The 13,602-nt window shown below is 70.2% G+C and carries 11 protein-coding genes; all 11 read right to left on the bottom strand.

Going from position 1 to position 13,602, the window contains the following annotated elements; all coding sequences use genetic code 11:
- Position 1: 1 nt before the first annotated feature.
- A complete protein-coding gene (locus QGN32_RS22270; protein ID WP_326546338.1) occupies positions 2 to 802 on the bottom strand; it encodes a YggS family pyridoxal phosphate-dependent enzyme in 801 nt (266 codons plus the stop codon).
- Positions 802 to 1,509: a peptidoglycan editing factor PgeF gene (gene pgeF / locus QGN32_RS22265; RefSeq protein ID WP_326546337.1), complete on the bottom strand. Its 708-nt coding sequence runs from the start codon at positions 1,507 to 1,509 to the stop codon at positions 802 to 804. The genes QGN32_RS22270 and pgeF overlap by 1 nt, the downstream gene beginning before the upstream one ends.
- 24 nt (positions 1,510 to 1,533) lie before the next feature.
- Complete coding sequence (gene ftsZ / locus QGN32_RS22260) at positions 1,534 to 2,685, bottom strand: cell division protein FtsZ (RefSeq protein ID WP_326546336.1); 1,152 nt, start codon at positions 2,683 to 2,685, stop codon at positions 1,534 to 1,536.
- A gap of 201 nt (positions 2,686 to 2,886) precedes the next feature.
- Positions 2,887 to 3,810, bottom strand: a complete 924-nt coding sequence (locus QGN32_RS22255; protein WP_326546335.1) for a cell division protein FtsQ/DivIB — start codon at positions 3,808 to 3,810, stop codon at positions 2,887 to 2,889.
- Positions 3,807 to 5,210 (bottom strand): UDP-N-acetylmuramate--L-alanine ligase, encoded by a 1,404-nt coding sequence (gene murC / locus QGN32_RS22250; RefSeq protein WP_326549205.1) that lies wholly within the window; start codon positions 5,208 to 5,210, stop codon positions 3,807 to 3,809. Before murC ends, QGN32_RS22255 begins: the two co-directional genes overlap by 4 nt.
- Positions 5,211 to 5,248: 38 nt before the next feature.
- Positions 5,249 to 6,316, bottom strand: coding sequence for an undecaprenyldiphospho-muramoylpentapeptide beta-N-acetylglucosaminyltransferase (gene murG, locus QGN32_RS22245; protein ID WP_326549204.1), 1,068 nt, complete (start codon positions 6,314 to 6,316; stop codon positions 5,249 to 5,251).
- A 95-nt stretch (positions 6,317 to 6,411) separates the two neighbouring features.
- Positions 6,412 to 7,950, bottom strand: a complete 1,539-nt coding sequence (ftsW, locus tag QGN32_RS22240; RefSeq protein WP_326546334.1) for a putative lipid II flippase FtsW — start codon at positions 7,948 to 7,950, stop codon at positions 6,412 to 6,414.
- A 6-nt stretch (positions 7,951 to 7,956) separates the two neighbouring features.
- Positions 7,957 to 9,414 carry a UDP-N-acetylmuramoyl-L-alanine--D-glutamate ligase gene (gene murD, locus QGN32_RS22235; protein ID WP_442791748.1) on the bottom strand — a complete coding sequence of 486 codons (1,458 nt, stop codon included), beginning with the start codon at positions 9,412 to 9,414 and terminating at the stop codon, positions 7,957 to 7,959.
- Position 9,415: 1 nt separating this feature from the next.
- The gene (mraY, locus tag QGN32_RS22230) at positions 9,416 to 10,495 is read right to left on the bottom strand and encodes a phospho-N-acetylmuramoyl-pentapeptide-transferase (protein ID WP_326546332.1); all 1,080 of its coding nucleotides are present in this window, start codon (positions 10,493 to 10,495) and stop codon (positions 9,416 to 9,418) included.
- Complete coding sequence (locus QGN32_RS22225; protein WP_326546331.1) at positions 10,492 to 11,994, bottom strand: UDP-N-acetylmuramoyl-tripeptide--D-alanyl-D-alanine ligase; 1,503 nt, start codon at positions 11,992 to 11,994, stop codon at positions 10,492 to 10,494. Before QGN32_RS22225 ends, mraY begins: the two co-directional genes overlap by 4 nt.
- Positions 11,991 to 13,547 carry a UDP-N-acetylmuramoyl-L-alanyl-D-glutamate--2,6-diaminopimelate ligase gene (locus tag QGN32_RS22220; RefSeq protein WP_326546330.1) on the bottom strand — a complete coding sequence of 519 codons (1,557 nt, stop codon included), beginning with the start codon at positions 13,545 to 13,547 and terminating at the stop codon, positions 11,991 to 11,993. The genes QGN32_RS22225 and QGN32_RS22220 overlap by 4 nt, the downstream gene beginning before the upstream one ends.
- Positions 13,548 to 13,602 lie beyond the last annotated feature (55 nt).

Here is a 13,602-nt window from a genome sequence, read left to right as displayed (position 1 = left end):
CTCATGCCCTGGACTCTGGTGTCTGTGATGAAGATGTGACTGGAGTGACTACTTCTGGTGACGGTAAAGGACGTTGTCCCAATAACGCGGTACCGACACGCACACAAGTCGAGCCGTGTTTGACCGCCGACTCGAGATCGTTCGACATGCCGGCCGACAACTGGAGGGGTTGCCGGTAGTCGGCCTGGACCCGCTGATACTCGGCGCTGACCCGCGCGAACGCCGCGTCCGCGTCTTGGTCGAGCGGAGGAATCGCCATCAGCCCAACGAATTTGAGGCCGGTGGCGGCGTGGGCGGCGGCGCACAGTTCGTCGACGAGGTCGGGCCTGTTGACGTCGGCTCCGCCCCGGTTCTCGTCATCGTCGAGGCTCAACTGGATGAAGACGCGCAGCGGTTCGGCGCGCCGTCCGGCCTCGAGCGCGTCGGACGCGGCGTGGCTCAGCGCGTCGATCAGCTTGCGACTGTCCACGGAGTGCGCCGCATATGCCCAGCCCGCAATCGACCGCGCTTTGTTGCGCTGTATCCGCCCGACCATGTGCCAGCGAATGGGTCCGACGCCCGGAATTGAAGCGATTTCGCCGACTTTTCTCGACGCTTCCTGTTCCCGCGATTCGCCGAAAGCTTCGCATCCTAAACGGCGCAGAATAATCACGTCGGCGGCCGGGAAGAATTTGGTCACCGGCAGTAATTCAATTTCGTCGATATCGCGACCGGCGGCCTCGGCGGCGGCGGCGAGCCGCGCCCGCACGCGACACAGCGCTTCGGTCAACTCGAGTTCGCGGGACGTAGGCACGACGCCCATCACTCCATCCACACCAGCGAGGCGAGCCGCCCGGTCGGGGCGTCGCGTCGGTGACTGAACAGGTTGCGGTCCAGGGCGGTGCAGCGGGGGTCGACGTCGATGGCCGCGACACCCAAAGTCGTTAGCTGCCGATGAATTCCGGCTCGCAGATCCAGTGCGGGGGTGTTCTTCGCGGTCATCGTGCGGCTGCCGGGCAGGGCGGTCTCGACCTCGGCGGCCATCTCCTCGGGAACTTCGTAGTTGGGTCCGCTCACGGCGGGCCCGAGCAGAGCCGAGATGTCCTCGACCCGAGCGCCCAGCGAGATCATCGTCTCCACGGCGCGCGCCACGACGCCCTTTTGCGCGCCGACCCGCCCCGCGTGCACGGCGGCCACCACGCCGGCCCGCGCATCGCCCAATAAAACGGGAACGCAATCGGCGGTTACCACCGCCAACGCCAATCGTGGCGTGGCGGTGACCAATGCGTCAGTATCGTCGACCGGTCCGTGGGTCACTTCGTCGACCACGACGACGCGATCCCCGTGTACCTGGTTCATCCAGACGATTCGGTCCTCGGCCAATCCGATCGCAGCGCTGAGCCGTTTCCGGTTGGCCGCGACCGCCGCCGGGTCGTCGCCGACGTGATCGCCAAGGTTGAAGGTGTCGAACGGCGGCGCGGAGACGCCGCCTGCGCGCGTCGTGGTCACGCGCCGAATGCGGACCGTCACGGTCGCCAGTATTGCCGCGTCGGATCAGTGGCGCATGAACGGCGGCACGTCGACATCGTCATCGGAAATGCCGCCGTCGTCCCCGCCGATACTGACCGTGGCACCGTTGGTGTGCACCGGCACGCTCGCCGGGTCCGCGGGCTCGAACAGCGAGGTGCTCACCCTGCCGGCCTTACCCGGCGTGATGCCCTGCCCCTCGGCCGGACTCACGACCGGTTTGCGTCCCGGGCCCGCGGAGTCGAAGCCCGCGGCGATCACAGTGACCCGGACCTCGTCGCCGAGCGAGTCGTCGATGACCGTGCCGAAGATGATGTTGGCGTCCGGGTGAGCGGCGTCCTGCACGAGCGACGCGGCCTCGTTGATCTCGAACAGACCCAGATCGCTCCCGCCCGCGACCGAGAGCAGCACACCCTGTGCCCCCTCCATCGAGGCCTCCAGCAGTGGCGAGTTGATCGCGATCTCGGCGGCCTTGAGCGCGCGACCGTCACCGCGGGCCGAACCGATTCCCATCAGCGCCGTGCCCGCGCCGCTCATCACGCCTTTGACGTCGGCGAAGTCGACGTTGATCAGGCCGGGCGTGGTGATCAGGTCGGTGATGCCCTGCACGCCGTTGAGCAGCACCTCGTCGGCGCTGCGGAACGCGTCCATCAGCGACACCGCCGCGTCGCCCATCTGCAGCAGCCGGTCGTTGGGGATCACGATGAGCGTGTCGCAGCTCTCCCGCAGCGCCTGGATCCCGTTCTCGGCCTGGTTGCTACGCCGCTTGCCCTCGAACGAGAAGGGCCGCGTCACCACCCCGACGGTCAACGCGCCCAGTTTTCGCGCGATCGACGCCACCACCGGAGCACCGCCGGTGCCGGTGCCGCCGCCCTCGCCGGCGGTCACGAACACCATGTCGGCCCCGCGCAGCAGTTCCTCGATGTCGTCCTTGGCGTCCTCGGCGGCCTTGCGCCCCACCTCCGGGTCGGCGCCCGCGCCCAGGCCACGCGTCGAGTCACGACCGACGTCGAGCTTGACGTCGGCATCGCTCATCAACAACGCCTGCGCGTCGGTGTTGATGGCGATGAACTCCACACCCTTGAGACCCTGCTCGATCATCCGGTTGACGGCGTTGACGCCGCCGCCACCGATGCCGACCACCTTGATGACGGCGAGGTAGTTGTGTGGGGGGGTCATGGCGATCCCTTCCTCCAAGTTGTCCGACGACACGCCGATCGCTTTGGCAAACCCTAAACCTCAACCAGAGGGTTATAGTTATGTCAAGTTGTTCCGCGCAACCAGAACGGTAGGGCGAGGCCGCGACCTAGCGATGCAGGCGCGCCGAGACGCACGATAAATTTTTGGCGCGGCGTTGCCCGAGTGCGGAGCGAACGGCGTCTACTTCACGGTCGGCAGCTCTGGGCTCGACACGTCGTAGGTGTGCCCGGGCTGGGTGAGCAGCGCCCCCAGTTTCAGCGCCTTCTCCTCGGTGCGGTCGGTGGTGCCCCACACCACCTCCCTGCCGTCCACGAGTTGCAGTGTGATGGCCGCGACCGACGGCGCCGCAATGCGTGCGACCTGTACGGCGACCTCCGGGCGCAGCGACGTCATCACCTGCAGTGCCGCCTTGGTCGGCCCGTCGTTGGGACCGGGATCATCCGCGTCGAGGTACGGCACCCCGGGTGGCGGCGGTCCGATCGCGAAGTCCACGCCGTCGCGGTCGAAGAGGTGCGGCCCGTCGGGATAGTCCTTGACCACCACCGGTATCCGCTCGACGACGGTGATCCGCAAGGTGGACGGATACTGACGCTGGACGCGCGCGCTGGCGATCCGCCGGATCCCTGCCACCCGTTCGGCGACGCTGTCGGTGTTCACCTGCAGCAGCGGCGTGCCCGGCACGACGGCGGCGGCCGCGACGATCTCCTCCTGCGTCACCGCGCCCAACCCGGTGACCACGGTGTTGCGCACGGACATGACCGGGGTGAAGTACAGCAGCAGCCCGAGTCCGACGACGATCACGCTCACCAGCGCCGACCACATCAGCACCTTCAGGCCCCGCACCGTCCCGCGGCCGAGCTTGCTGGTGTCGCCGACGGGCTTGCCCAGCGCGCGCCGCTTGGCGTCCCTGCGGGCCTGCTCGATCGCGGTGGCACGAGCCTGCGCGGCGCGGCGCTCCTCACGCTCCCGGCGTGCGCGCCGCCGCGGTCCCTCGAAATCCGGGGCCGCGGCGGGCCCCGCGCCCGCCTCCGGGGCGTCGGCCTGTTCGGCCTGTTCGGCCTGTTCGGCCTGTTCGGCCGGGTCGCTGTCGGTCGGCTCGGTCATCGCGACCCCGGTGTGCTGCGGTTGGCCTTGACCCGCAGCGCGGCAAGGATTTCCGCGCCGAGCATGGTGACATCACCGGCGCCCATCGTGACGACGACGTCACCCGGCGCGGCGGCCTGCGCCACCCGTTCGGGTACGGCCGAGAAGTCCGGCACATACGTCGCGGGCACGCTGATGTGCTCGACCACGCTGGCGCCGCTGACCCCGGCGATCGGCTGCTCACGGGCTGCGTAGACGTCGAGCACGAACACCTCGTCGGCACCGTCGAGCGCCTGCCCGAACTCGCGCGCGAATGTCTCTGTGCGCGAATACAAGTGTGGCTGGAAAACCACGATGGACCGGCCACCGGCCTGTTCGGTGACAGTGCGCAGCGCGCTCAGCGTGGCCTGCACCTCGGTCGGATGGTGCGCGTAGTCGTCGAAGACGCGGACGCCGGCCATCGCGCCGACCAACTCGAACCGGCGCCGGACGCCTTCGAACCCGGCCAACCCGTCGAGCACGTCGTCGACGGGCGCGCCGGCCTCGATCGCGGCGAGCACCGCGCCGATCGCGTTGAGCGCCATGTGCCGGCCCGGTACCGAAAGCCGCATCACCCGCGGGTGCGGCTCCCCCGCGAACTGGATGTGTGCCACCGCGCCGGTGTCGTGCTGCTCCCAGCTCAGCAGCGTGCCCTGCAGCGGCCGGCCCGGGTCGCTCCCGTAGCGCAGCACGCGGATACCCAACTCCGCGGTGCGGTCGGCGAGCGCCGCGGCGCCGGGATCGTCGGTGCAGACCACCAGCGCGCCACCGGGTTTGAGGCGTTCGACGAAGGCGTCGAACACGGCGCTGTAGGCCTCGGCGGATCCGAAGAAGTCGAGATGGTCGGCTTCGATGTTCGTCACCACCGCCACGTCAGGGGTGTACTCCAGCAGCGAGCCGTCGCTTTCGTCGGCCTCGGCGACGAAGCAGTCGCCGCTGCCGTTGTGCGCGTTGGTGCCCGCCTCGCCGAGATCGCCACCCACCGCGAAAGACGGGTCGAATCCACTGTGCTGCAACGCCACGATGAGCATCGACGTGGTGGTGGTCTTGCCGTGCGTGCCGGTCACCATCAACGTGGTGTGGCCCGCCATCAGTTTGGCCAGCACCACCGGCCGCAGGATCACCGGGATACCGCGCCGACGCGCCTCGACCAGTTCGGGATTCGTCTTGGGAATGGCGGCGTGCGTGGTGACGACCGCGGTTGGGCCGCCTGGCAGCAGGTCCAGCAGGGAAGCGTCGTGCCCGATCCGGATCGCGGCGCCGCGGGCCCGCAGCGCCGCCACCGCGCGCGACTCCTTGGCGTCCGAGCCCGAGACCAGCCCGCCGCGGTCCAGCAGGATGCGGGCGATACCCGACATGCCCGCGCCCCCGATGCCGACCATGTGTACCCGCTCGAGCTCCGCCGGCAGCGACTTCGGCTTCACCGCAAGCTCTTTCGACGATCGGCGCGCGCGACTTCGAGGGCGACCTCGGCGACGCGCCTGGCGGCGTCGCGGTGACCGGCCAGCGCTGCGGCCGCCGTCATCGTCTGTAACCGGCCGGCGTCGGTGAGGAGATCGACGACGGCGCCGGCGACGTAGCCCGGCGACAGGTCGGCGTCGTCGACGATCAGCCCGCCGCCGGCGTTGACCACGGGCAGCGCGTTGAGCCGTTGCTCGCCATTGCCGATCGGCAGCGGCACGTACACCGCGGGCAGCCCGACGGCGGTCAGTTCGGCGACCGTCATCGCACCCGACCGGCAGATCGCCAGGTCGGCCGCGGCGTACGCGAGATCCATGCGGTCCAGATACGGTACCGCGACGTAGGGGGCGCCATCATCGGCCGGCTCGGGAAGGTCCAGCGTGTTCTTGGGGCCGTGCGCGTGCAGCACGGAAACATCTGCCACAGCAAGGTCTTTGGCGGCAGCAGACACCGCACGGTTCAGCGACTGCGCGCCCTGCGAGCCACCGAACACCAGCAGCACCCGCGCCTCGGGACCGAACCCGAAGTGGGCGCGGGCCTCGGCACGCAGCGCCATCCGATCCAGTGAGGTGATCGCCGCGCGCACCGGCACCCCGACCACCTCGGGCGTCCCGGACAGCCCCGGGTCGGGCACCGCCGAGAGCACCCGCCGCGCCGAGCGCGCCCCGACCCGGTTGGCCCACCCCGCGCTGGCGTTGGCCTCGTGCACCACCACCGGCACGCGTCGCCCGCGGCGCAGGCTGTACGCGGCCAGGTAGGCAGGCAGCGCGACGTAACCGCCGAAGCCGACCACCACGTCGGCCCCGACGTCGTCGAGCACTGCCCGGGTCTGCCGGACCGCCCGCCGCACCCGAATAGGCAGGCGGACGAGATCACCGGAGAGTTTCCGCGGCAGCGGGGCCGGCGTGATCAGTTCGAGGTGGTATCCGCGTTCGGGCACCAGGCGGGTCTCCAAGCCGCGCTCGGTGCCCAACGCGGTGATCCGCACATTCGGGCTGAGCGCGACCAGGGCGTCGGCCACCGCCATCGCCGGCTCGACGTGTCCCGCGGTGCCACCGCCCGCAAGTACCACGGAGACCCCCCGGCCGTCCCCCGGCCGCCGAGGGACGGGACCCGTGTCGTTCACCCGTAACGTTGACCTTCCATTGCGCGCCGCCGGCTTTTCTCCGTACGGCCGCCTCCATGATGCCTTGCGGCCAGATCCGCCCGACCGGGCGTCTGACGTTTGCGGCGGTTGTCGGGGGTCTGCCTGCGCGCCTGCTTGAGAGCCTGCTTGGCGGGCGGCTTGGCGGCGCGGGGCCGCTTGCCCTTGTCGGGTTTGCGGGACCGCTCGGCGCCGCGCCTGTTCAGCCGGTCGCGCAGGGCGTCGGTGCGCGACGGGACATAGGGTGCGGGCAGCGGCAACCGCAGCAGCTTGTTGACCCGGTCGTCGCGGCCCGCCCGCAGCGCCGCCACCGCCTCGGGTTCGTGCCGTGCCGCGTTCGCCATGATGCCGATTATCAGAAGCGTTGTCGCCGTTGAAGTTCCACCCGCAGAGATGAGTGGCAGCTGCAAACCGGTGACCGGCAGCAACCCCACCACATAGCCGACGTTGATGAACACCTGGCCCATGATCCACAGCGTCGCGGTGGCGGTGAGCAGACGCAGGAACGGATCGGCGGAGCGGCGGGCGATGCGCATGCCGGTATAGGCGAACAGCCCGAACAGGCAGAGCAGTCCCGCCGCACCGATGAAGCCCAGTTCCTCGCCGATGATCGCGAAGATGAAGTCGTTGTGCGCGTTGGGCAGGTAGTTCCATTTGGCCGCGCCCTGGCCCAGACCGTCGCCGAACACCCCGCCGTTCGCCAGTGCGAACCGGGCCTGCCGGGCCTGATATCCCGAGCCCTGCGTATCCGCGGCCGGGTTCAGCCAGGACTGCACCCGCGCGGAGCGGTAACCCTCGGCCATGGCCAGGACCGCGGCCGACACCACGACCATGAACAGCGAAGACACGAACACCCGCAACGGCAGGCCGGCGAACCACAGCAGGCCCAACAAGATGATGCCCATCGACACGGTCTGCCCGAGGTCCGGCTGGGCGACGATGAGCGCCAGCGCGACGAATGCGGCCGGCACCAGGGGGATCAGCATCTCCCGCAGCGAGGCCTGCTCCATGCGACGGGCGGCCAGCAGATGCGCGCCCCAGATGGCGAACGCGATCTTGGCCAGCTCGGAGGGCTGCATCGAGAAGCCCGCGACCACGAACCATCCGCGAGACCCGTTGGACACCGTGCCGATTCCCGGGACCAGCACCAGGATCAGCAGCACCACGGTGAGCGCGAACCCGGAAAAGGCCAGGCTGCGCATCAGCTGCACGGGCACGCGCATCGCGAAGTAGAACGCAAACAGCCCGATCACCGTCCACAGCACCTGCTTGCCGAACACGACCCACGGTGACCCGTCCTGGTCGTAGGAGTAGACCCCCGAAGCCGAGAGAACCATCGTCAGACCGAGGGTCGTCAACAGGGCGGTCACCGCGATGATGAGGTGAAACGACGTCATCGGCCGACCGAGCCATGCCCCGAACCGGGTGCGCGAGCCGGCGTTGTCGGGCACCGCTTCCGCGGGCTTGTGCTCGGCGCCCGCCCTGCGAAGGCGCAGCCGGGTCAGGATCGTCGTCATCGCCCGCTACCGGGACAGCGCTCGTACGGCGTCGGCGTACGCGTCACCGCGGTGGCTGTAGCCGCTGAACTGGTCGAAGGAGGCACCGGCCGGCGCCAGCAACACGGTGTCGCCGGCCCGGGCGAGGCCCCGGGCCGCGTCGACCACTGCGGCCATGATCGCGTCACCGGAGGGGCCACCTCCGAGCCTGATCACATTGGTAACAGGACTAACATCCGACCCATTTGTCCCTTGCACCCCAAAATCCTCCCCCGTCACAACCTCGATGACGGGAACATCCGGGGCGTGTCGCGATAACGCCTCGGCGATCGGCGCCCGATCGCGGCCGATCAGCACCGCCCCGGCCAGCCGGTTCGCCACGGACGCGACAAGCTCGTCGACCGATGCGCCTTTGAGCAGGCCGCCGGCCACCCACACCACCCGTGGATAGGCGGCGATCGACGCCTGCGCCGCGTGCGGGTTGGTCGCCTTCGAATCGTCGACATAGGTCACCCCGTCGACCGTGGCGACGACCTCGGCGCGGTGCCTGCCGACCCGGAAGTCGGCGAGCGCGTCGGCGATGGCGCCCGGCGGCACCTCGACCGCGCGCGCCAGCGAGGCCGCGGCGAGCGCGTCGAGCACCCCGACCGGCCCGGCGACCGGGATCGACGCCGTGGTGGCCAACGACACCCGGTCGCCGAACGCGTTGTCGACGAGCGTGCCGTCGACCACGCCCAGTTCGCCCGTCCCGGGTTCGCCGAGGCGGAAGCCGACGCGGGTGGCGGCGGCGGCGGTGTCGAGCAGGCCCGCGGCGACCGGATCGTCGAGTCCGACCACGGCCACGCGTCCGTCGAGCACCCGGGCCTTGGCGCGTGCGTAGGCGGCCATCGAGCCGTGCCAGTCGAGATGGTCCTCGGCGATGTTGAGCACCACACCGGCGTCGGGCCGCAGCGACGGCGCCCAGTGCAACTGAAAACTCGACAACTCGACGGCGAGCAGGTCGGCAGGCTCGGACAGCACGTCGAGAACCGGGTTGCCGATGTTGCCGCACAGCACCGCACGCCGCCCGGCCGCGATTAGCATGGCGTACAGCATCGAGGTGGTGGTGGTCTTGCCGTTGGTCCCGGTGACGACCAACCAGCGCCGCGGCGCCCCGAACCAGCCGGCCCGGTCCAGCCGCCAGGCGAGCTCAACGTCACCCCAGATCGGCACGCCCGCGGCCGCTGCCGCAGCCAGCACCGGCGTGGTCGGCGCAAACCCGGGGCTGGTGACGACGAGTGCGTAGTCGCCGATGGTCGCCTCGGCCTCGGCGGTGGTGACGACCGTCGCGGGCGTGATCAGCCGCTGCAACGCCAACGGGTCGTCGTCGCAGATGGTCAGCCGTACCCCGGTGGGTTCGAGCACCGCGCTCACCGAGCGGCCGGTCAGCCCCGCGCCGGTGACCAGCACCCGGGCGCCGGGAACCAGCGGCTCGAGGCGGGCCATGTCAGGCACCGACGGTTGTCAGCCACTCGCTGTAGAACAGCGCGACGCCGAGGCCGCAGGCGATGGCGGTGAGCAACCAGAACCGGATGATCACGGTGGTCTCCGCCCACCCGACCAGCTCGAAGTGATGATGGAACGGCGCCATCCGGAACACCCTGCGGCCCGTGGTGCGGAACGCCAGGATCTGTACGACGACTGACACCACCTCGGCGACGAACAGCGCGCCGAGCACGACGGCCAGCATTTCGGTGCGACTGGTCACCGACAGCCCGGCGATGATGCCGCCCAACGCCAGCGATCCGGTGTCGCCCATGAAGATCTTGGCCGGCGCGGCGTTCCACCACAGGAAGCCGATGCATGCGCCCGCCGTGGCCGCGGCGATGATCGCCAGGTCGAGCGGGTCGCGCACGTTGTAGCAGCCGAGTCCGGGACTCGTGGCGCAGGCGTTGCGGAACTGCCAGAACGTGATCAGCACATAGGCCGCGCACACCATCGCCATCGCGCCCGCGGCCAGACCGTCGAGCCCGTCGGTGAAGTTCACCGCGTTCGACCAGGCGCTGACCACCACGATGCAGAACAGCACGAACAGCGCCGGCGCCAGCGTGACCGTGGCGATCTCGCGGACATACGACAGCTCGGCGCTGCCGGGCGTCAACCCGTCGGCGTTGCGGAACTGCAGGGCCAGCACGCCGAAGATCACCGCGGCGGTCAGGATGCCGAGGGTCTTGGCCGTCTTGTTGAGGCCGAGATTGCGCGAGCGCCGGATCTTGATCAGGTCGTCGACGAAGCCGACGACGGCCAGCGCGCTCGCCAGGAACAGCACCAGCAGTCCCGATGCCGACGGTCCCCGGCCGTCGATCACGACGCCGACCAGGTGGGTGCCCAGGTAGCTGGCCCAAATCCCGGCGATGATCGCCACCCCGCCCATCGACGGCGTGCCGCGCTTCTTGTGGTGCGTGGGCGGTCCGTCCTCGCGGATCTCATGGCCGAACCCCTGCCGGGTGAACAGCCGGATGAGCACCGGGGTGAGCAGGATCGAGACCGCCAGCGCAATGCCGACGGCGATGAGGATCTGCCTCATGCGTGCGGTTCCAGCGGTTCGGCGATCAGCGCGTCGGCCAGCGCACCCAGGCCGGCCGCGTTCGAGGCCTTCACCAGCACCACGTCCGACGGCTGCAGTTCGGCGCGCAGGAGTGTCAGCGCCGCGTCGGCGTCGGCGACCATGGTGGCCTCAGCCCCCCACGATCCCTCCATCACCGCGCCGTGGTGCATGGCGCTCATAGCCCTCCCGGTTCCGACGACGATGAGTCGTGACACATCTAATCGCACGGCCAGTCGGCCGATGCGGTCATGCTCGGATATCGCGTCGTCGCCGAGTTCGGCCATCTCGCCGAGCACCGCCCAGCTGCGGCGTCCCCCGCCCACGCGTGCCATCCACGCCAGCGCCTTGAGGCCCGCGCGCATCGAGTCCGGGTTCGCGTTGTACGCGTCGTTGATCACGGTGACGCCGTCGGTGCGGGTGGCGACCTGCATGCGGTGCCTGGACACCGGACCGGCGGTGGCCAGGGCCGCAGCCACCTGCGCCAGGGAGGCGCCGCACTCGAGAGCGACGGCCGCCGCGCACAGCGCGTTGTACACCTGGTGGTCACCGTGCACTGCGAGCGCGACCTCGACGTGATGTGAGCCGGCGTGCAGGGTGAAGCGCGGCCTGGCCAGCTCGTCGAGCGTGACCGCATCGGCCCACACGTCGATATCTCGCCGGCCCGGCTCCCGCGAGACCTTGACCACGCGTGCGGAGGTCTGCTCGGCCATCGCCGCCACGGCGCTGTCGTCGACGTTCAGAATTACCACCCCTGACGCCGGAACTGCCTGTGGCAGTTCGGCTTTCGTCTCGGCGATGGCTCCGCGCGAACCGAACTCACCGAGGTGGGCGGTGCCCACGTTGAGTACGACCGCGATTGACGGAACGGCGATCGCGGCCAGCGCCGCGATGTTGCCGCGGTGCCGTGCCGACATCTCCAGCACGAGGAAGTCGGTGGATCGCGTCGCGCGCAGCACCGTCCACGGATGTCCGAGCTCGTTGTTGAACGACCCTGGCGGCGCGACCACCTCGCCGAGCGGCGCCAACAACGCGGCGACCAGATCCTTGGTCGAGGTCTTACCCGACGATCCGGTGATCCCGACGATCGTCAGCCCGCCCTCGACGAGCTCGGCGGCAACGGCAGCAGCCAACTTCCCCAGTGCCGCGAGCACCGCCGCACCGGAGCCGTCGGCGTCGTGCTCGAGTACGCCGGCGCCGCGGTCGGTCGCCTCGGGTGTCGGATCGACGACGATCGCCGGCACCCCGACCGGTCGGGCCGCCAGCACCGCCGCGGCCCCGGCCGCCACCGCCGCCGCGGCGAAGTCGTGCCCATCGGAGCGGGCCCCCGGCAGCGCGATGAACAGCCCGCCGGATGCGACGGCCCGCGAATCGAACTCGACCGTGCCGGTGACCCTGGTCGCCGCGGCGTCCTCGTCGGAAATGTCGGCGAGCCGGCCGCCCACCAGCTCGGCGATCCGGGCGAGCGTCAGGTCGATCATGGCCGGCGCCCCACTGCCTCGAGGGCCTGCGCAAGCTCCTCGCGGTCGTCGAACGGCCGGGTCACTTCCGCGCTGGTCTGCCCGGATTCGTGCCCCTTGCCGGCGATGAGCACGGCGTCCCCGGGCCGCGCCCACGCCACCGCGTGAGCGATCGCCGCGCGGCGGTCGCCGATCTCGACCACTTCCGCGCGGCCCACCGCACTCGATTGTCTCCCACCCACCACTCCGGCCAGGATCGCCGCGCGGATCGCGGCCGGGTCCTCATCGCGGGGATTGTCATCGGTGATCACCACCAGATCGGCCAGTTCGGCGGCGACGCGCCCCATCGGGGCCCGCTTGCCGGGATCGCGGTTGCCGCCCGCGCCGAAAACCACCGCCAACCGCCCGTCGGTTTGTGCCCGCAGCGTCTCCAGCACTGCCTGCAGTGCACCGGGTTTGTGTGCGTAGTCGACCAGCGCCAGGAAGTCCTGCCCGCGCTCGACGGCCTCCAGCCGGCCGGGCACCGCCGCCGTGCGCAGGCCCGGCGCGGCCTGTTCCGGTGACACTCCGACGGCGTCGAGCAACGCGACCGCGAGCAGACAGTTGGCCACGTTGTAGCGGCCGGGCAGTCCGATCCGCAGCCCGTGATGCACCCCGGCCGGGTCCACCGCGTAGAACTCCTGCGCGGCGCGGTCGACGGTTCGGATCTCGTCGATACGCCAGTCGGCGGCGCGCCCGGTCGCGCTGACCGTCACCGGGTCGCGCGCCAGCCTCGCCATCTCCCGGCCCGCATCGTCGTCCACGCACAGCACCGAAACGTCTGCACGGTTGTGGGATTCGGGATCGAACAGGCGCGCCTTGGCGGCGAAGTAGTCGCGCATCGTCGGGTGGAAGTCGAGGTGGTCCCGCGACAGGTTGGTGAACCCGCCGACGGCGAACCGCACGCCGTCGACTCGGCCCAGTGTGAGCGCGTGGCTGGACACCTCCATCACGACGGTGTCGACGCCCTGCTCGACCATCACCGCCAGCAGCGCCTGCAGATCGGGCGCCTCGGGCGTGGTGAGCGCGCTGGCCAGATCGCGTCCGTCGATCCGCACCCCGACGGTCCCGATCAGCCCGGCCACTCGATCCGCCGACCGCAGCCCGGCCTCCACCAGATAGGTGGTGGTGGTCTTACCGGAGGTGCCGGTCACGCCGATGACGCGCAGCCGTTCGGACGGTCGTCCGTACACCCCGGCGGCCAACTCACCCAGCACCGAGCGCGGGGCCGGGTGAACCAGGACGGGGACCTCGACATCGGTGCCCACGAGCACCATCCCGTCCGGGTCGGTCAGGATCGCGGCCGCACCACCGTCGATCGCCTCAGATGAATACCGGGCGCCATGCGACTTGGCTCCCGGCAGCGCCGCGAACAGATCGCCGGGTTCGACGTCCTGGCTGCGCAGCGTGATCCCCGTGACGCGGATGTCCGGTACGGCCGGGCCGGACATGAAGCCTGCGGCGGGCACGGCCTGGACCTGCTCGGCCAACGGCCCGAGCGCCGGGCCGGGGGGATGGCTGGGTCGCAGGTTCATGGCGAAGCAACAGTACCGAGTGGCCGGCCGGCCGCCCTTCGCATATCGGGTGTTG

The organism is Mycolicibacterium sp. ND9-15, from assembly GCF_035918395.1.
GTDB lineage: Bacteria > Actinomycetota > Actinomycetes > Mycobacteriales > Mycobacteriaceae > Mycobacterium.
Note: the sequence above shows the minus strand (reverse complement) of the source record. Positions and strands in the feature narration are given on the sequence as shown.

What these genes read in the sequence shown, in the direction of transcription:
- QGN32_RS22255 (WP_326546335.1), bottom strand. Translation starts at nt 3,810, where the DNA reads ATGACCGAGCCGACCGACAGCGACCCGGCCGAACAGGCCGAACAGGCC.
- murC (WP_326549205.1), bottom strand. Translation starts at nt 5,210, where the DNA reads ATGGTCGGCATCGGGGGCGCGGGCATGTCGGGTATCGCCCGCATCCTG.
- QGN32_RS22225 (WP_326546331.1), bottom strand. Translation starts at nt 11,994, where the DNA reads ATGATCGACCTGACGCTCGCCCGGATCGCCGAGCTGGTGGGCGGCCGG.
- mraY (WP_326546332.1), bottom strand. Translation starts at nt 10,495, where the DNA reads ATGAGGCAGATCCTCATCGCCGTCGGCATTGCGCTGGCGGTCTCGATC.
- ftsW (WP_326546334.1), bottom strand. Translation starts at nt 7,950, where the DNA reads ATGACGACGATCCTGACCCGGCTGCGCCTTCGCAGGGCGGGCGCCGAG.
- murG (WP_326549204.1), bottom strand. Translation starts at nt 6,316, where the DNA reads ATGGCGGTGGCCGACGCCCTGGTCGCGCTCAGCCCGAATGTGCGGATC.
- murD (WP_442791748.1), bottom strand. Translation starts at nt 9,414, where the DNA reads ATGGCCCGCCTCGAGCCGCTGGTTCCCGGCGCCCGGGTGCTGGTCACC.
- QGN32_RS22270 (WP_326546338.1), bottom strand. Translation starts at nt 802, where the DNA reads ATGGGCGTCGTGCCTACGTCCCGCGAACTCGAGTTGACCGAAGCGCTG.
- ftsZ (WP_326546336.1), bottom strand. Translation starts at nt 2,685, where the DNA reads ATGACCCCCCCACACAACTACCTCGCCGTCATCAAGGTGGTCGGCATC.
- QGN32_RS22220 (WP_326546330.1), bottom strand. Translation starts at nt 13,547, where the DNA reads ATGAACCTGCGACCCAGCCATCCCCCCGGCCCGGCGCTCGGGCCGTTG.